A 16,521-nucleotide genomic window follows, 5' to 3' on the forward strand; every position below is an offset into this window, starting at 1 on the left:
ATTTCCCAATTTAGTAAGACCCCTTGAAGACGACGAGGTTGATAGGTTCGGGGTGGAAGCGCAGCAATGCGTGCAGCTGACGAATACTAATCGGTCGAGGGCTTATCCTAAACAACACGCTAAAGTTTCTTGACTTTGTCTTTCGCATCCAGTTTTCAGCGTGCAATTCACGTTGATATTGCAGTACATCCCGAGGTCTGCAATGTAAGTTATCGGGAAAATGTGGCGGTGTAGCTCAGCTGGCTAGAGCGTACGGTTCATACCCGTGAGGTCGGGGGTTCGATCCCCTTCGCCGCTACCATATTTTCGGAGGCTTAGCTCAGCTGGGAGAGCATCTGCCTTACAAGCAGAGGGTCGGGGGTTCGATCCCCTCAGCCTCCACCATATATGTTTTACAATGACGCGGGGTGGAGCAGCCCGGTAGCTCGTCGGGCTCATAACCCGAAGGCCGCAGGTTCAAATCCTGCCCCCGCAACCAATTTTTAAGCAGTAATTTATGGAGCTGTGGTGTAGAGGCCTAACATGCCTGCCTGTCACGCAGGAGACCGCGAGTTCGAATCTCGTCAGCTCCGCCATTTTCTTTTCGTTATACGGCTCGGTAGCTCAGTCGGTAGAGCAGAGGACTGAAAATCCTCGTGTCGGCGGTTCGATTCCGTCCCGAGCCACCATTTTTATGGAGGGCTAGCGAAGTGGCTAAACGCGGCAGACTGTAAATCTGTTCCTTCGGGTTCGGTGGTTCGAATCCATCGCCCTCCACCATTTCTTTCACATCGAGAGTCATTAGCTCAGCTGGTAGAGCACCTGACTTTTAATCAGGGTGTCGTAGGTTCGAATCCTACATGACTCACCATTTTTTAAAAGCTAATTTACAGAAAATAATCTGTGAATTTTTTTTGTTTATATGAGAATAAAAGGCTAGGTATTGGTGTAATCACCATGACCTAGCCTTTTTTGTGCGAATTTTATTAGGAGCGAAGCTTTAATTCGGCCTGTAGTTCAGTTAGAGACGCGTCTAGACGGAGCTTTAATTCGTCATTTAGCTCAAACCCGGCTGCTCCATCATCCAATTGCACACGAGCGATTTGAGAGTCTACCGCATAGACACCGCTGGCAAAATGCTTGGCACCCATGGATGCAAGAACAGGCTTCAGGGAGTAATCAATGGATAGCAGATGGGCCAGTGAACCGCCGATGAAAAATGGCGTAATGATTTTCCCTTCCAAGCCCTTTTGCGGCAATAGATCGAGGAAGGTTTTAAGAACACCAGTGAATGAGGCTTTATAGACTGGACTTGCGATAATGACGGCGCCAGCACCTTCTACTAAGGCCGTTGCTTCTTTAATGGCAGGGCTGTCGAAACGGGCGTTAATCAGATCTTCCGCTGGCAGCGAAGCGACTGTAATATGGCTGACCGTTACATTTTGGCTATTAAGCTGCTGTTCGATATATTGGGTAATGCCGGTTAGACGGGAACCAGGATTCGGGCTGCCCGAAATGATGACAATCGTTGACATGAAAATCGCTCCTCTATTATATACATATTTATTCCGATATGATAACTTTGTTTAATCTTAACATTCCAATCTTTTCGGCGTCAATGACATTTACGAAAACGGTTCATGATTTTTTGCTCATTAGGGAACAATAGGCGGAAACAAGCTGATTAGCGATGCAAAGGGGTCCGTCTAAGATGATATATGGGTTGGCGGCTTTTATAAGTTTGGCGATTGTAAGTGTAATGGTTCCGATTGTGAGAAGGCTCGCCTTGCAATATGGTATTATGGATCGGCCGAATGCGCGAAAAATTCATCGGCAGCCGATTCCCTTGCTCGGTGGCATAGCGATTTATGTGGCGTGTACGGTTACGATTATTGCTTTTCAGGGGATGACGTCATTAAGCTGGACGATTGCGGCTGGGGGCGCGGTGCTTGTCACCATCGGTTTATTAGATGATAAAGCTAAAGCGGAGGGAAGGGATTTTCCTGTCTGGCCCAGAGTACTTGTTTATGGTGTGGTGTCCACGCTGCCTTTGTGGTTCCATATTCAAATCGCAGGGGTGACGAACCCTGCTTCTGGGTTGTTCTTTTTTCTCCCGCATTGGGTAGCTTGGCTTGGGACGTCAATCTGGATATTCGCTCTTATCAACATGATTAATTTCATGGATGGGGTTGATGGGCTGGCGTCGGGCGTATGCGTGTTATCGGCGATAACGCTGTTTATTACTGCCTTGGTCAAAGGACAAGCTGAAACGGCGATTTTAGCGGCCATTGTAGGCGGGGCATGCCTGGGCTTTCTGCTGTTTAATTTTTATCCGGCAAGGATTTTTATGGGAGATGCGGGAGCCACATTCCTCGGATATACGCTCGCCGTTGTAGCAGTAGACGGGGCTTTTAAGAAAGCAACCTTCATTACAGTGCTTGTTCCGTTACTGGCGCTGGGTTTGCCTATTATGGATACTTCCATCGTCATGCTGCGGCGGCTCGCTCGTGGCAAAGGACTGCACCATGCGGACAAATTGCATACGCATCATGCGCTGATGAAATGGGGATTGAACCAGGTGCAAACCGTATCTTTTCTATATTTAATCGCGGCGTTGTTCTCCATGCTGTCGATCATCCTTTTGCTGGTCATGGGCTGAATTCCCTCCACCAATATGTTACAATGACGAGAAAAAGCGTTCATTCGTGAGGCTTGCGATAGGAGATAGCAGAAAATGAGCACGACAGAATGGTTGAAACCGCTGGAGCGCATTTTGGACTGTCCAGTTCGTCTAGTAAAAATGCAATTGTCCGAATGGAATGATATAGCAGAGAAAAATCACTATCTGCAGGCGGAGGAGCATGGGCGCAGCTTAGCTTTGGAAGGACAACGCGTCCAACGCGAGGATAAAATGTGGGTGGCCGTCAGAGTAGAGGAGCATGAAATAGAGGTTTTGGAAATAGAGGGCAGCCGCTTTGAGGCGAGTACGCTGGATTTATTGAGCCTAATGCTGCGCTGGAATGAAACGAGGCCAGCACAAGATAAAGCGGCTGGCAAGCTGACAGAAAGCGAGAAAACAGCTCGCAGCATCGGCGAGTGGATTCAGGAGCAGTTCGAATCAGGCGAGCCGGGGCAATCGATGCCGGACCATTTGACCGCGGGTGGCAAGCTGTTCGCGGATATGATTCCTTTTTTATTAGTAACGGAATATTCAAATACCAAGCAAGCGGCTTACGTGGAGCTGGAGAAGCTGCTGCGTTCCTTTCTCGCCGAGGAAATATTATTAATACCGCTTCGGGAGCAGGAATGGCTTATCTGGGGTCCGGTATCACTGCTTAAGGAAGCGGATTCAGAGGTGTTTGATGACGATGATGAAGAGTCGGTGGAGGATAATCTGGCTTCCATCTGTCTGGGGCTGCATGAGATGCTTGCCAGCGAGTGGATTGGCGAATGCCATCTGGCGGTGTCTCATCCGATCAGACCGGCGAAGGGCATCGTAGAGACGACGGCTGCGCTGCGCGAAACGATTAATTTGGGGCGAAAATTCCATGTTGGGAGCAATATTCATTTTCCATGGAATTTGCAGCTGGAGCGCCTGCTGAATAGTATACCGGAGAGCCAGCGGGCCCGGTATTTGGAGCAATCGCTAAAACGTACGGAGCTTTTCGTAGAGGCAGAAATGCTCGCTACACTCGAAACCTTCTTCTCACTGGACTGTAATGTAAGCGAAACCGCGAAGAAGCTTTATATTCACCGCAATACGTTATTATACCGTTTGGACAAGCTAAAACAGGAGACGGGGCTGGATGTACGACAGTTTCGGGATGCCGTCTTAGTCAAAATTATATTGCTATTGTACAAAGTTACGAAAAGACATTAGTTTTTTTGTAAAGTTTGTGCATAGTCATCTGACTGCATGTGGGATAAGATAGTCCTATAAGAAAATTTCTTTTAGGGGGAAATTCACATGGCAGGCGTACGTTTAGAAGGCATTTACAAAAAATACCCGGGTTCTGATAAAGCATCGGTAACTGACGTTAACTTAGATATCAAGGACAAAGAATTTCTAGTGCTTGTAGGTCCATCCGGTTGTGGTAAATCGACAACTCTTCGTATGATTGCAGGTCTTGAAGAAATTTCCGAAGGTAAATTGTTTATCGGCGAGCGTCTTGTTAACGACGTAGCTCCTAAAGATCGCGATATCGCAATGGTATTCCAATCTTACGCTCTTTACCCGCATATGAACGTATACCAAAACATGGCTTTTGGTTTGAAACTTCGTAAATTCAAGAAAGCAGACATCGACAAACGCGTTCGTGAAGCTGCTAAAATTCTAGATATCGAGCATTTGCTTGACCGTAAACCGAAAGCTCTTTCCGGTGGTCAACGTCAACGTGTCGCTCTTGGTCGTGCGATCGTTCGTGAGCCGCAAGTATTCTTGATGGATGAGCCGCTTTCCAACTTGGATGCGAAACTTCGTGGTCAAATGCGTGCTGAAATTTCCAAGCTGACTAAACGTCTTGAAACAACAACAATCTATGTAACGCATGACCAAATCGAAGCTATGACGATGGGTGATCGCATTGTTGTTATGAAAGATGGCTTTATTCAACAAACGGCTTCTCCAGAAGTGCTTTACAACCACCCAGTTAACATTTTCGTTGCTGGCTTCATCGGTGCTCCTTCCATGAACTTCATTAAAGGTGCATTGACGGATCAAGGCGGTACTGTTCGCTTCAAATCGACTGGCGTAGATGTAGTTGTGCCTGAAGGCAAAGCTGCTACACTTCGTTCCAAAGGCTACATCGGCAAAGATGTAATCTTGGGTATTCGTCCAGAGGATCTTCATGAAGAGCCAGTATTCCTGGAAGCTTCGCCTAACACGATCGTTAACGCTTCGATCGAAGTTGCAGAGAACCTGGGTCACGAAATGTACCTGTACCTGAACGGTATTGGCACAGACACAGTTATCGCACGTGTAGACGGACGTTCCGCTCTGCGTGATGGCCTGACGGTTAAACTTGCTCTGGACATGAACAAAGTTCACCTGTTTGATACAGAGTCCGAGCTTAACATTTTTGAAAACTAATTGCTAAAGCCATTATAGATTTCATAAGAGAGCTGTTGGATTTGTCCAACAGCTCTTTGTTATTCTACTGGGAATAAATAAGTGAATCTTATCATTCATTTTAGCGTCAATTTGAGCGTCAGAAAGCGGGAAGACATTGCTTTCGGCGCTTTTTTCCTATACGATGAAGTCATTGGTAATCAGTTTACATACGCTGTTGTGATATAAGGAGGCCATGCTATGCCTAAGAAAGTGAAAGTATCAGAATTAGTGCAGCATTTTTCGTTGGAAATCATATCGGGTGAGGAAGGCCTGAAGCGTGCGATTACGGTTGATGACCTGTATCGTCCGGGGCTTGAAATGGCCGGATACTTTGATTATTTTCCGAGTGAGCGGGTGCAGCTGTTAGGGAAAACGGAAATTACGTTTCTCAGCACGCTGACGTCCGAGGAGCGCAGGCTGCGTATGGAGCGTCTGTGCCATTCAGACACGCCTTGTATTATTTTGACCCGTGGACTAGAACCGCCGGATGAGCTGATTGCTTATTCGAATAAAACAAATATTCCTGTGCTTGGCAGCCATGTGGCGACTACGATTTTAACGAGCCGGATTACGGATTTTCTGGAGAAAAAGCTTGCGCCTACCGCAACCATTCATGGTGTTCTGGTAGACGTTTATGGGGTGGGCATGCTCATCACTGGCGGCAGCGGTATCGGCAAGAGCGAAACTGCGCTTGAGCTTGTAAAACGCGGGCATCGCCTCGTTGCCGATGATGCAGTTGAAATCAGACAAACATCAGACAGCCAGCTTCACGGCACAGCACCGGAATTGATCCGTCATTTGCTGGAGATTCGCGGCTTGGGCATTATTAATGTAATGACGCTGTTCGGCGCGGGTGCCGTACGTACACAGAAGCGGATTACGTTAGTCATCAAGCTCGAGAATTGGCAGCAGGATAAGCAATATGACCGTCTGGGGCTGGATGAAGAGAAGACGCGTATCATTGATACCGATGTGCCGCTTGTAACCGTGCCTGTAAGGCCGGGACGGAACCTTGCAGTTATTATTGAGGTGGCGGCTATGAATTTCAGGTTGAAGCGGATGGGCTATAATGCGGCGCTGCAGTTTACTAATAAGCTGACAGAAACGATCGCTGAAGATGCGGATGATTACGATTGATATAAAGGAGCTAATAAAAGATGCTTACATCGCTAATTGACCCGATTGCTTTTTCACTGGGTCCCCTAACTGTACGTTGGTACGGCATTATTCTCGGCACAGCTGCCTTGGTAGGCTTGCTGCTGGCGATACAAGAGGGCAAACGCTTTGGTATTAAGCCGGATTTCTTTATGGATATGCTGCTGCTTGGCGTTCCTTCTGCCGTTATTTGTGCTCGGATTTATTATGTTGCCTTCAAATGGGAAGATTATAAGGCGAACCCGCTCGATGTGTTTAAAATTTGGGAGGGCGGCATAGCCATTTATGGCGCGCTGATCGGTGCCTTTCTATGCGGGTTCTTCTACTTCCGTTATAAGGGCTACAGCTTCTTGAGACTCGCCGATGTGTGCGTTCCAGGGCTGCTTGCCGGTCAAATGATTGGCCGTTGGGGCAACTTTATGAATCAGGAGGCATATGGCGGTCCTGTAGAGGAAAGCTTCCTGCGTGATACGCTGCACCTGCCTAATTTTATTGTGAATCAAATGAATGTGAATGGCGTCTTCCATCACCCGGCCTTTTTGTACGAATCGCTGTGGAGCCTTGTAGGTATCATTCTGCTTTGCGTACTGCGCCGTCAACGCTTCCTGCGTGCGGGCGAATTGCTGGCGAGCTATTTCATCTGGTATTCCCTCGGCCGCTTCTACATTGAAATGGTGCGTACGGACAGCCTGGCCTTCCATGGCCCTAATTGGCTCGTGAACCTTGTTGACGTTCTTTGGTCGCCAATGACGATTTTGTTCCAGCCTGGTTACTTGGACCCGGCTTACGGCAATCTGAGAATTTCACAGCTGCTTGCGCTTCTGCTCATTGTTGGCGCCATTGCGTTTATCGTTGTTCGCCGCAAAACAGGAGCTGCCAAAGAGCATTATTCCGATCCAATTGTCTCCACGAAGGTAGAGCATGCGGCTATTGCAACGGATGATGTTCCAAAAGCATAACGGCGGAAGTTAAATGGAGATAAGACGAGCTATTGCCTTCTTGAAGGCAGTAGCCGTTATGTTTTTGTAAGACTTTTTGTAAGGCTTATAGAGAAGTTTTAAAGCGGATTTAGGAGGAGACAGATGTGCTAGGCAACATAAAAACGATGCTGTTTGATTTGGATGGTACCATTATCGATACGAATGAACTGATTATCCGCTCGTTTCTGGATGCGCTGAAAGATGTCGTTCCGGCGGATTTCTCCAGAGAGCATATTATTCCAAGCATGGGACAGCCTTTGACGATGCAAATGCAGCAGTTTTCGGGGCTGGAGGATGTTACGCATCTGGTAGCGGCTTATCGCGAAGTAAACCTTCGCCTGCATGATGAGTATGTTAAGCCTTTCGACTATGTTGTAGAGGTCATTAGAAATTTGCATGAACAAGGCATCCAGATTGGGATTGTAACGACGAAAATGCGACTGACGACAGAACGAGGCTTGAAATATGTCGGCTTGAGCGATTATATTGACACGATCGTGACCATTGATGACGTCACACATCCGAAGCCTCATCCAGAGCCTGTCAGCATGGCTATTGCTGCGCTTGGTGCAGATCCAGCGACGACATTGATGCTGGGCGACAGCTCGGTCGATATTTTATCCGCTGAGGCGGCTGGCGCTTTGCCTGTTGGTGTAGCCTGGTCGATGAAGGGAGCACAGCTGCTTAGAGATTCTGGTGCCCAGTATGTCATTGATGATATGCGGGAGCTGTATGCTTTCGCAGGATTGGAGCGGAGATAAATTGCGTAATGTCGAACGTTATCCGGTAGAGGGACCTAATGCGCTCTGGCAGGTCTATCGCACGGTCAGCCGCTTTAAGGCGGTTCGTAATTTCATATTCATTCAGCTGGCCCGTTATTGTCCGATTTTGCCGGTCAAAAATATGATCTATCGCCGTGTGCTCGGCATGAAGGTAGGTCAGCATACCGCTTTCGCGTTAATGGTGATGGTGGATGTTTTTTTTCCGGAACGGATTGAGGTTGGGGATAATACGATTATCGGATACAACACGACGATTCTTACGCATGAATATTTAATTCGCGAATACCGGCTTGGAGATGTGAAAATAGGGGCGAACGTCATGATTGGCGCTAATACGACGATTTTGCCGGGTGTTACAATTGGCGATCATGCGGTTGTAGCCGCTGGCTCAGTCGTTTATAAGGATGTGCCAGCCCATGCCTTCGTTGGCGGGAATCCGATTCGGGAAATTGGTAATGGGAACCGCTCAGAGGATCACAGCTAAATCTTCTAATGCCTAAATGAATCAAGCTGATGGCTTATTGAGCATCAGCTTGATTCATGTTCATGGAAGCAACGATTATAGTTAGTAGCAGTTTTCCTCGACATCGGCATCTTCATTATGAATCGTAATCGTCGAGGAGCCTGACAAGCTTTCTGTATAGGAGCATACGGAGGTTGTACGTGTAACGCCAGTTACATCAGTATATGTAAGATAAATGCCTCCTTCGCCAGTTAAGCTTAGATCGGGAGTGATTTTCTTCTTGGCTCCGCTGGGGATGGAATCGTTGTACAATTGTTTGGAATCCGTTTCGATAATATTGCCTTTCTCATCACTGGCAAGTATGCCTGCTTGGATGCTTACAAGCTCATGATCGGATTCATTATGGATGGTCAGAGTGAAGCTCTTAAACATATTGAGGATGCCCATGCTCTTGTTAAGAACAATTACACCGATGATCGCGCCGAATAAAATCATACCTAGCAAGATGCTGGATATCCATATCGCAAGTTTGTTTCTAGCGGGTTTCAAGTGATCGTGCCCTCCTAAAAGAATGATTCATTTAAAAAGAAGACGAGCGGCAGCTGGAGAAAGTTGCATGCGTTGCGGGGATTGGTCTTGTGAAGTTATGATGCGTCTCCCAATCGGGAAAGCTCTAATCTTGACGGAGCAGAGGCTTCATGTTACCATAACGTCTAGGTACTTTATTTTGGCAGATCGCTAATATGGCAACGCGTTAACATACTAAAGTAAATTGTGGGTGAAAATAGATGTCTAAACCAAAAGTATTTGAGAAACCGATTGGTGTTAAAGATTATCTTCCGGAGGCTGTTGCAAAGCTGCGCCGGATCGAGCATGCTGCTCTTGCCTGTATGCAGAGCTGGGGTTATGAGCAGATTATTACGCCGACTATGGAATATTACGATACCGTAGGGGTAGCAAGCTCTACCTCTGACCAAAAGCTATTCAAGCTGCTCAACAACCGTGGAACAACGCTCGTACTGCGTTCGGATATGACAGCACCTATTGCGCGTGTAGTGTCCTCGCTATTGAAGGAATCGCCATTCCCGCTGCGACTGTCATACCACGCGAATGTATACCGTGCAATTGAAGAGGAAGCGGGCCGTGAGGCCGAGTTTTTCCAGACGGGCGTAGAGCTTGTTGGCGATGCTTCGGCTGATGCGGATGCGGAGGTTGTGGCGCTCGCTATCGCTTCCCTGAAGGCAGCTGGCGTAAAACGGTTCAAGATCGCTATAGGCCATGTCGGCTTCCTGAACGGGCTGTTCGAGGAATCGCTGTCTGGACGCAAGGAAGAGCAGGAGCAGCTTAAAGCATGCCTGCTGGGACGCGATTATGTCGGGTACCGCGAGCAGTTGCGCCAGCTGGCGCTGGAGGAGCCTGTAAAGCGCGAGCTGGAAGGGATTTTAAGGCTGCGTGGCGGCCAGGAAGTATGCAAGCAGGCGCTTGAATTAAGCGCGGATGAGACGGCACAGGCGTCTATCCAGCATTTATGCGAGATGTGGGACGTGCTCGACGCTTACGGACTGAGCGAGCATGTGCTGATCGATCTGACGATGATCGGCGATTTCTCCTATTATACAGGCATGACCTTTGAAGGTTATGCTGCGGATCTTGGATTCCCTGTAGTGAGCGGCGGAAGATACGACAATTTGCTAGCCCAATTCGGCCGCCCGGCTCCAGCAACAGGCTTTGCGCTGAAGACGACGCGGATACTCGAAGTGCTCGGCAATGAAGACGAGCCAGCGAAGGCTGAGCGTGTTCTGATCGGCTACGATGAGACGGAGCGCAAAGCGGCGCTGGCAATCGCGCAGCAGCTCAGAGGCCAAGGAGCGACGGTTGTGACAGAGCGTATCGGGCAAGAAGAGGCAGCGGAGCTGGCGAAGAACACGTCTGGACGGTTTATTTTCAAAGGCGTGGAATATGTGGAGTTTCTACTATTTACCGAAGGTATGGACGAAATGCTTGGAGGGGATGGCAAGTGAGCGGAGCAGGCAGAGAGATTTTGAAGGTAGCTATGCCGAAAGGCCGGATTTACAAGCAGGCATCGAAGCTGTTTCGCGAAGCGGGACTGCCGATTCCAAGCGATTTTGACGATACGCGCAAGCTGATCATTGAGCTGCCGGAAGCAGGCATGGAGTTTATTATGGCAAAGCCTGTAGACGTGCCTACTTATGTGGAATATGGCGTCGCAGATATTGGAATCGTCGGCAAGGATGTGCTGATGGAGGAAAATAAAGATGTTTACGAGCTGCTGGATCTTGGCATCGCCAAGTGCCGGATGTCGGTAATCGGGCTGCCTGATTGGAAGCCGGTTATCAATCCGCGAGTAGCGACGAAATATCCGAATGTGGCTTCGCAATATTTTCGCGAGCTGGGGCAGCAGGTAGAAGTGATTAAGCTGAACGGCTCGATCGAGCTTGCGCCACTTATTGGCCTCGCTGACCGCATTGTCGATATGGTCGAGACGGGACAGACGCTGCGCGAAAACGGCTTGGTCGAGATGGAGTCCATCTTCGGTATTACGAGCCGCTTGATCGCGAACCGCGTCAGCTACCGGATGAAGAACGAGGCGATTCAAAGCCTCTGCGATAGATTGCAGGATACGCTCGGCGCGAAGCTCTAGGATTGCGGGAACGCGGGCATTAAAGTAGATGGAACAGAGCGTTAAAAGCAGGAAAGAGCGATAATAGAAGGACAGAGCAGAGCCATAAAAGCAAATGGAACAGAGCCTGAAAGGAAAGGGGTTGGCGATTGTGAGAATTATGCGAGCGGAGCAGTTCGGGTTGAAGCGCGAGGTGGAATACGGATCGCCGGAGCAAAATGAAGTAGTGCGGACGATCATTGCAGACGTCCGCAAAGAAGGAGATGCTGCTTTGCTGCGTTACACGGCAAAGCTGGACAGGGCTGAGCTGACGGCAGCGGAGCTGCGCGTGACGCAGGCGGAAATTGATGCGGCGTATGACCAGGTAGACGCCGCTTTTCTGACAGCGATCCGCGAGGCCGCTGTCAACATCAGGTCTTTCCACGAGAAGCAGAAGCGCAACTCGTGGATGGATTTGCAGCCGGACGGGACGCTGCTCGGGCAAATTTTGCGACCGCTGAAGCGGGTCGGCGTCTATGTGCCCGGAGGCAAGGCGGCGTATCCGTCGTCCGTGCTCATGAATGTCATTCCGGCCCAGGTAGCTGGCGTGCCGGAAATCGTAATGGTCACGCCGCCGTCAACTGGCGGACGGGACGGCATTGATCCAGGTATTCTCGTGGCTGCTGCTGAAGCAGGGGTCAAGGAGATGTACCGCGTAGGCGGAGCGCAGGCAATTGCCGCACTCGCCCACGGGACGGAAACAATCGCGCCCGTTGATAAAATTTGCGGGCCGGGCAATATTTATATCGCGCTGGCGAAGCGCGAAGTATTTGGCGCTGTCGATATCGACAGCATCGCAGGTCCAAGCGAAATCGTCGTGCTTGCCGACGAATCGGCTGATCCGGCTTATATCGCCGCTGACCTGCTGTCGCAGGCGGAGCATGACGAGATGGCATCCTCCATCCTCGTTACGCCTTCGGAGCAGCTCGGGAGCGCTGTAGCCGCTGAAGTGGAGCGTCAGCTCGCTACGCTGCCGCGCCAAGCAATTGCGCGGGCTTCTATCGACAGCTACGGCGCCGTGCTCATGGTCGACTCGCTGGAAGCGGGCATCGACGTCGTGAACAAGCTGGCGCCTGAGCATCTGGAGGTGCTGACAGCCGATCCAATGAGGCTGCTCGGCTTGATCGAAAACGCCGGGGCAATCTTCCTCGGCCCTTACAGCTCGGAGCCGGTTGGCGATTATTTCGCCGGACCGAACCACATCATCCCGACGAATGGAACAGCGAGATTTTCCTCGCCAGTCAACGTGGATGATTTTCTGAAAAAATCAAGCTTGATTTACTATAGCAAGGAAGCGCTGCTCGCAAATGGCGACAAAATTATGACGCTGGCCCGGCAGGAAGGGCTTGAAGCCCATGCGCGGGCGATTCAAATCCGTTTGGAGCGCGAAGGGCGGTAACGAGCAAGACTAGATAAGCAACAGCCAAAGCAAACAAAGCGAACAAAGCGAACATTTATTTTACGGGAAGAAAGAAGGAATCGGTAATGGCGGAATTGACAGGACGCGTATCGGAAGTAGCTCGCAAAACAAATGAAACAGACATCAAGCTGGCGTTTTCGGTAGACGGAAGCGGAACGGCCAACATTGAGACGGATGTGCCTTTCCTGAACCATATGCTGGATTTGTTCACAAAGCACGGCCAGTTCGACCTGACGGTCAATGCCAAAGGCGATATTGAAATCGATGACCACCATACGGTGGAGGATATCGGCATTTGCCTCGGGCAAACGCTGCGTGAAGCACTAGGCGACAAGCGCGGCATCAAGCGTTACGCGAGCGTATTCGTGCCGATGGATGAGGCGCTGGCACAGGTTATTATCGATGTGAGCAACCGTCCGCATTTCGAATACCGCGCGGAATATCCTTCAAGCCAAGTAGGCAGCTTCTCTGTGGAGCTGGTACACGAGTTTCTATGGAAGCTGGCGCTGGAAGCGCGCATTACGCTGCATGTTATCGTACATTACGGCCAGAATACGCATCATATGATTGAAGCGGTATTCAAGGCGCTTGGCCGGGCGCTGGATGAAGCGACGAGCATTGATCCTCGCGTACAAGGAGTGCCTTCGACGAAAGGAGTGCTGTAGCATGATTGCAATCATCGATTACGGCATGGGCAATCTTCACAGCGTTAGCAAGGCAGTTGAGCGTCTGGGCTATGCTGCGGTAGTAACAGCTGATCCGCAGGAGATTTTGGCGGCGGATGGCGCGGTTTTGCCAGGTGTCGGCGCCTTCGGTGATGCGATGAGCAATTTGCGCGAGACGAAGCTGGATGAGGTCGTGAAGCAATTTGCCGCCTCCGGCAAGCCGCTGCTCGGCATTTGCCTCGGCATGCAGCTGTTGTTCAGCGCGAGCGAGGAGTACGGCGACAACGAGGGCCTCGGCCTGCTGCCAGGCAAGGTTATCCGTTTCCAAGGCGATTACAAAATCCCGCATATGGGCTGGAACAAGCTTAGCTTTGAGCAGGAGCAGAGCCCGCTGTTTGCGGGACTGGAAGAGGGCCATGTATATTTCGTCCACTCCTTCCATGCGAAGCCGGAGCAAGGCAGCGATCTGCTGGCTACGACTGATTATTATCAGCAGGTAACAGCTATCGTTGGGCGTGAGCAAGTATACGGCATGCAGTTCCACCCGGAAAAAAGCGGCGAGCTGGGCATGCAGCTGCTTGGCAACTTCCTCGCATTGACCGGCAGCAGCAAGGCTTAGTCTATCCCCGCCGACTACATCACTGGGAAGTCGCTTATCAGCACCATGTAACTATCGATCGACAACGTTATTTTTTTACAAGCGTAAACGGCTGTCGCCGTCCTCTGGCGGTAAAGCTAACGTTTCGCGGTGAAATATAAGCGGAGTATAAGGGTGAAAATTATACATTCTTATATTTTAAAAAATGAATATCTACAGGCTGTCGCATGCGAAGCCATAGATGAGTCTAATATAAGGAGCGTGCAAAATGCTGGCAAAACGCATTATTCCATGTCTCGATGTCAAAGACGGCCGCGTCGTTAAAGGCGTTAATTTCGTTAACTTGCGCGATGCTGGCGATCCGGTCGAGCTGGCGTCTACCTATGACCGCGAGGGCGCGGATGAGCTCGTATTTCTCGATATTTCCGCCTCGGTTGAAGGCCGGGCTACGATGATCGAGGTCGTCAAACGCACGGCAGGCGAAATTACGATTCCGTTCACCGTTGGCGGCGGCATCTCGCATGTCGACGACATGAAGCGGCTGCTGCGCGCAGGCGCAGACAAGATCGCCATTAATACGGCCGCAGTCAAAAATCCTTCGCTCGTACGCGACGGCTCGCGCAAATTCGGCTCCCAGTGCATCGTTGTCGCGATAGACGCGAGATTTAACGAAGCGTGGGGCGAGTGGGAAGTGTATACGCATGGCGGCCGCCAGGCGACAGGCATTAAAGCGCTGGAGTGGGCATGTGAGGTTGAGAAGCTTGGCGCTGGCGAAATTTTGCTGACGAGCATGGATGCAGACGGCACGAAGGACGGCTTTGATCTTCCGCTGACCGCTGCTGTATCAGGCAAGCTGGGCATTCCGGTTATAGCTTCGGGCGGAGCTGGCCGAATTGAGCATTTCAGCGATGTTTTCGATCAGGGCAAGGCGGACGCTGCGCTGGCGGCGACGATTTTTCACTACAAAGAAATGACGATTCGCGAAGTGAAGGATGATTTGCGGCAGAAGGGCGTGGAAGTCAGATGACAGACTGGATAAAACAGATTAAGTGGAGCGAGGACGGCCTTGTGCCAGCGATCGTGCAGGATGCACAGAGCAAGGAAGTGCTGATGCTCGCTTATATGAACGAGGATTCGCTCAAGCTTTCGGTGGAGACGGGTTCGACCTGGTTCTGGAGCCGCTCGCGCAGCGAGCTGTGGAACAAGGGCGCAACGAGCGGCCATACGCAGCGTATTGAGTCCTTATCCTATGACTGTGACGGCGACACGCTGCTGGTACGCGTTCATCAAGTTGGCCCGGCTTGCCATACGGGAAGCTATAGCTGTTTTTTCAATGATATCGAGCGGGTCAATAAAGCTGCTGAGGCCAATTCCGGCGAAGATTCCGCGTCAACTGGGACAGCTGCAGCCGGACAAGGCGGAGATCGCTTTGCGATTTTGGGAAGCTTGGAAAGCGTCATTGCCGAGCGTCATGCGGAGCGTCCAGAAGGTGCGTATACGACGTATTTATTCGATAAAGGCATCGATAAAATTCTTAAAAAAGTCGGCGAGGAAGCAACCGAAGCGATTATCGCGGCGAAAAATCAAGACAACGACGAGCTGCGCTCTGAAGCTAGCGACTTGATCTTCCACCTGCTGGTGCTGCTCAGAGAGAGGGGCTTGCCACTGGATGATGTGATGCAGGAGCTTGTGCAGCGCCACGGCAAACCAGCCAGCAATAATGCAATGAAACGCGAGCAGTCCAAAGCCTAGCCAGGCGGATTGCCGCGTTTTGCGGTTTTAATTCAGATGATTAAAAAGGGAAAGGCAGGACTGCCTTATGCTTATCGATTACCATACCCATCATGTTCGCTGCGGGCATGCAGTTGGCACGCTTGAGGAATACGTACAGAAGGGCATTGAACTGGGGCTTGACCAGCTCGGCTTGTCCGACCATTTGCCGCTTATTCATGTCGATCCGGCGACGTATTATCCAGAGATGGCCATGCCCATGGAGGAGCTGCCGCGTTATGTCGAGGAGTGTTTGACGCTTAAGGAGAAGTACAAACATCAAATCGACATTCGCGTCGGACTGGAAGGCGATTATATCGAGGGTTATGAGCGGCAAATCGAGGATATTATTAAAGCATATCCGTTCGATTATGTCATTGGCTCAGTACATTTTCTCGGCGAGTGGGATATTACCGATTTTCGCCAGACGCACGGCTGGGAAGGCAAAAACCGGCTGGCGGTATATGAGCAATATTATGATGCGGTGCAGAAGGCGGCAGCAACCGGGCTTTATGATTTTATCGGGCATATCGATGTAATCAAGCGTTTTGGCTTTAAGCCGGAGGAAGATGTGACGCATTTGGAAAATGCAGCGCTCGAAGCCGTCAAGCGGCATGGCGTTGCGATTGAATTGAATGCCTCGGGCTTGCGGACACCAGCGGAGGAAATGTTCCCGAGCCGCAGAATGCTGGAATATGCGCTTAAGCTGGGCATTCCAATTACGGTTGGCTCGGATGCGCATCAGCCAGAAAGACTGGCACAATACCTCGATCAAGCGCGTCTGATGTTGAAAGAAGTCGGTTTTTCGCAGCTCGCGACCTTTGATCGTCGAAAATTAGTCAGTATTGATTTTTGAATTATTAGCAATTCGATGTATAATGGTATTGACCAAGCGCAAACGGGCTGTGCCCGTAGCACA

16 protein-coding genes, 7 tRNA genes, 1 rRNA gene and 1 pseudogene are annotated in these 16,521 nt (G+C 50.3%); 23 read left to right on the forward strand and 2 right to left on the reverse strand.

All coding sequences use genetic code 11. The features are described from left to right. The 8 genes from AC50Y5_RS21020 to AC50Y5_RS21055 form a co-directional block, all read left to right on the forward strand. Positions 1 to 110 (forward strand): 23S ribosomal RNA (locus tag AC50Y5_RS21020); the annotation flags it as partial. Between the two features lie 114 nt (positions 111 to 224). After that, positions 225 to 301, forward strand: a tRNA-Met gene (locus AC50Y5_RS21025). Between the two features lie 7 nt (positions 302 to 308). Next, positions 309 to 384 (forward strand) — tRNA-Val (locus AC50Y5_RS21030). A 17-nt stretch (positions 385 to 401) separates the two neighbouring features. After that, a tRNA-Met gene (locus AC50Y5_RS21035) sits at positions 402 to 478 on the forward strand. A 20-nt stretch (positions 479 to 498) separates the two neighbouring features. After that, positions 499 to 575 (forward strand) — tRNA-Asp (locus tag AC50Y5_RS21040). A 17-nt stretch (positions 576 to 592) separates the two neighbouring features. After that, positions 593 to 668 (forward strand) — tRNA-Phe (locus AC50Y5_RS21045). A 7-nt stretch (positions 669 to 675) separates the two neighbouring features. After that, a tRNA-Tyr gene (locus AC50Y5_RS21050) sits at positions 676 to 759 on the forward strand. A gap of 15 nt (positions 760 to 774) precedes the next feature. Further along, positions 775 to 850 (forward strand) — tRNA-Lys (locus AC50Y5_RS21055). Positions 851 to 965: 115 nt separating this feature from the next. On the opposite strand, the gene ssuE is transcribed toward AC50Y5_RS21055, so the two are convergent. Next, complete coding sequence (ssuE, locus tag AC50Y5_RS21060) at positions 966 to 1,514, reverse strand: NADPH-dependent FMN reductase (RefSeq protein ID WP_056032560.1); 549 nt, start codon at positions 1,512 to 1,514, stop codon at positions 966 to 968. 176 nt (positions 1,515 to 1,690) lie between these two features. Here ssuE and AC50Y5_RS21065 point away from each other — a divergent pair, with 176 nt between their 5' ends. The 7 genes and pseudogenes from AC50Y5_RS21065 to AC50Y5_RS21095 all read left to right on the forward strand — a co-directional run bounded on the left by AC50Y5_RS21065 (position 1,691) and on the right by AC50Y5_RS21095 (position 8,490). After that, a complete protein-coding gene (locus AC50Y5_RS21065; RefSeq protein ID WP_494863543.1) occupies positions 1,691 to 2,638 on the forward strand; it encodes an MraY family glycosyltransferase in 948 nt (315 codons plus the stop codon). Positions 2,639 to 2,713: 75 nt separating this feature from the next. Then, positions 2,714 to 3,859 (forward strand): PucR family transcriptional regulator, encoded by a 1,146-nt coding sequence (locus AC50Y5_RS21070; RefSeq protein WP_494863545.1) that lies wholly within the window; start codon positions 2,714 to 2,716, stop codon positions 3,857 to 3,859. Between the two features lie 87 nt (positions 3,860 to 3,946). Then, positions 3,947 to 5,068, forward strand: coding sequence for an ABC transporter ATP-binding protein (locus AC50Y5_RS21075; protein WP_056032549.1), 1,122 nt, complete (start codon positions 3,947 to 3,949; stop codon positions 5,066 to 5,068). Positions 5,069 to 5,287: 219 nt separating this feature from the next. Continuing rightward, positions 5,288 to 6,226: an HPr(Ser) kinase/phosphatase gene (gene hprK, locus AC50Y5_RS21080; protein ID WP_056032546.1), complete on the forward strand. Its 939-nt coding sequence runs from the start codon at positions 5,288 to 5,290 to the stop codon at positions 6,224 to 6,226. Positions 6,227 to 6,246: 20 nt separating this feature from the next. Further along, positions 6,247 to 7,158, forward strand: a pseudogene (lgt, locus tag AC50Y5_RS21085) (prolipoprotein diacylglyceryl transferase); the annotation flags it as partial. Between the two features lie 191 nt (positions 7,159 to 7,349). Continuing rightward, positions 7,350 to 7,985: a pyrophosphatase PpaX gene (ppaX, locus tag AC50Y5_RS21090; protein WP_494863878.1), complete on the forward strand. Its 636-nt coding sequence runs from the start codon at positions 7,350 to 7,352 to the stop codon at positions 7,983 to 7,985. A 1-nt stretch (position 7,986) separates the two neighbouring features. Then, positions 7,987 to 8,490 (forward strand): acyltransferase, encoded by a 504-nt coding sequence (locus tag AC50Y5_RS21095; RefSeq protein ID WP_200931591.1) that lies wholly within the window; start codon positions 7,987 to 7,989, stop codon positions 8,488 to 8,490. Between the two features lie 81 nt (positions 8,491 to 8,571). Here the strand turns inward: AC50Y5_RS21095 and AC50Y5_RS21100 are convergent, their stop codons facing one another. Next, positions 8,572 to 9,018 carry a hypothetical protein gene (locus AC50Y5_RS21100; RefSeq protein ID WP_494863548.1) on the reverse strand — a complete coding sequence of 149 codons (447 nt, stop codon included), beginning with the start codon at positions 9,016 to 9,018 and terminating at the stop codon, positions 8,572 to 8,574. Positions 9,019 to 9,257: 239 nt separating this feature from the next. Between AC50Y5_RS21100 and AC50Y5_RS21105 the strand changes: the two genes are divergently transcribed. From AC50Y5_RS21105 to hisJ, 8 genes are all read left to right on the forward strand, one after another. Next, positions 9,258 to 10,490 (forward strand): ATP phosphoribosyltransferase regulatory subunit, encoded by a 1,233-nt coding sequence (locus tag AC50Y5_RS21105; RefSeq protein WP_494863549.1) that lies wholly within the window; start codon positions 9,258 to 9,260, stop codon positions 10,488 to 10,490. 32 nt (positions 10,491 to 10,522) lie between these two features. Next, on the forward strand, positions 10,523 to 11,131 hold the full coding sequence (gene hisG, locus AC50Y5_RS21110; RefSeq protein WP_494863879.1) for an ATP phosphoribosyltransferase: 609 nt from the start codon (positions 10,523 to 10,525) through the stop codon (positions 11,129 to 11,131). Positions 11,132 to 11,270: 139 nt separating this feature from the next. Continuing rightward, the gene (gene hisD / locus AC50Y5_RS21115; RefSeq protein ID WP_494863880.1) at positions 11,271 to 12,548 is read left to right on the forward strand and encodes a histidinol dehydrogenase; all 1,278 of its coding nucleotides are present in this window, start codon (positions 11,271 to 11,273) and stop codon (positions 12,546 to 12,548) included. Positions 12,549 to 12,634: 86 nt separating this feature from the next. Beyond that, positions 12,635 to 13,234, forward strand: coding sequence for an imidazoleglycerol-phosphate dehydratase HisB (gene hisB, locus AC50Y5_RS21120; RefSeq protein ID WP_046234120.1), 600 nt, complete (start codon positions 12,635 to 12,637; stop codon positions 13,232 to 13,234). A 1-nt stretch (position 13,235) separates the two neighbouring features. After that, complete coding sequence (gene hisH / locus AC50Y5_RS21125) at positions 13,236 to 13,853, forward strand: imidazole glycerol phosphate synthase subunit HisH (RefSeq protein WP_056032531.1); 618 nt, start codon at positions 13,236 to 13,238, stop codon at positions 13,851 to 13,853. A 247-nt stretch (positions 13,854 to 14,100) separates the two neighbouring features. Beyond that, positions 14,101 to 14,859 (forward strand): imidazole glycerol phosphate synthase subunit HisF, encoded by a 759-nt coding sequence (gene hisF / locus AC50Y5_RS21130; protein WP_056032528.1) that lies wholly within the window; start codon positions 14,101 to 14,103, stop codon positions 14,857 to 14,859. Then, positions 14,856 to 15,584: a bifunctional phosphoribosyl-AMP cyclohydrolase/phosphoribosyl-ATP diphosphatase HisIE gene (gene hisIE, locus AC50Y5_RS21135; protein ID WP_494863556.1), complete on the forward strand. Its 729-nt coding sequence runs from the start codon at positions 14,856 to 14,858 to the stop codon at positions 15,582 to 15,584. Before hisF ends, hisIE begins: the two co-directional genes overlap by 4 nt. Positions 15,585 to 15,651: 67 nt before the next feature. Continuing rightward, positions 15,652 to 16,458 (forward strand): histidinol-phosphatase HisJ, encoded by an 807-nt coding sequence (gene hisJ / locus AC50Y5_RS21140; protein ID WP_056032522.1) that lies wholly within the window; start codon positions 15,652 to 15,654, stop codon positions 16,456 to 16,458. Positions 16,459 to 16,521 lie beyond the last annotated feature (63 nt).

Source organism: Paenibacillus sp. JT22N7, assembly GCF_059383875.1.

What these genes read in the sequence shown, in the direction of transcription:
- ssuE (WP_056032560.1), bottom strand. Translation starts at nt 1,514, where the DNA reads ATGTCAACGATTGTCATCATTTCGGGCAGCCCGAATCCTGGTTCCCGT.
- AC50Y5_RS21065 (WP_494863543.1), top strand. Translation starts at nt 1,691, where the DNA reads ATGATATATGGGTTGGCGGCTTTTATAAGTTTGGCGATTGTAAGTGTA.
- AC50Y5_RS21070 (WP_494863545.1), top strand. Translation starts at nt 2,714, where the DNA reads ATGAGCACGACAGAATGGTTGAAACCGCTGGAGCGCATTTTGGACTGT.
- AC50Y5_RS21075 (WP_056032549.1), top strand. Translation starts at nt 3,947, where the DNA reads ATGGCAGGCGTACGTTTAGAAGGCATTTACAAAAAATACCCGGGTTCT.
- hprK (WP_056032546.1), top strand. Translation starts at nt 5,288, where the DNA reads ATGCCTAAGAAAGTGAAAGTATCAGAATTAGTGCAGCATTTTTCGTTG.
- ppaX (WP_494863878.1), top strand. Translation starts at nt 7,350, where the DNA reads ATGCTGTTTGATTTGGATGGTACCATTATCGATACGAATGAACTGATT.
- AC50Y5_RS21105 (WP_494863549.1), top strand. Translation starts at nt 9,258, where the DNA reads ATGTCTAAACCAAAAGTATTTGAGAAACCGATTGGTGTTAAAGATTAT.
- hisG (WP_494863879.1), top strand. Translation starts at nt 10,523, where the DNA reads ATGCCGAAAGGCCGGATTTACAAGCAGGCATCGAAGCTGTTTCGCGAA.
- hisD (WP_494863880.1), top strand. Translation starts at nt 11,271, where the DNA reads ATGCGAGCGGAGCAGTTCGGGTTGAAGCGCGAGGTGGAATACGGATCG.
- hisB (WP_046234120.1), top strand. Translation starts at nt 12,635, where the DNA reads ATGGCGGAATTGACAGGACGCGTATCGGAAGTAGCTCGCAAAACAAAT.
- hisH (WP_056032531.1), top strand. Translation starts at nt 13,236, where the DNA reads ATGATTGCAATCATCGATTACGGCATGGGCAATCTTCACAGCGTTAGC.
- hisF (WP_056032528.1), top strand. Translation starts at nt 14,101, where the DNA reads ATGCTGGCAAAACGCATTATTCCATGTCTCGATGTCAAAGACGGCCGC.
- hisIE (WP_494863556.1), top strand. Translation starts at nt 14,856, where the DNA reads ATGACAGACTGGATAAAACAGATTAAGTGGAGCGAGGACGGCCTTGTG.
- hisJ (WP_056032522.1), top strand. Translation starts at nt 15,652, where the DNA reads ATGCTTATCGATTACCATACCCATCATGTTCGCTGCGGGCATGCAGTT.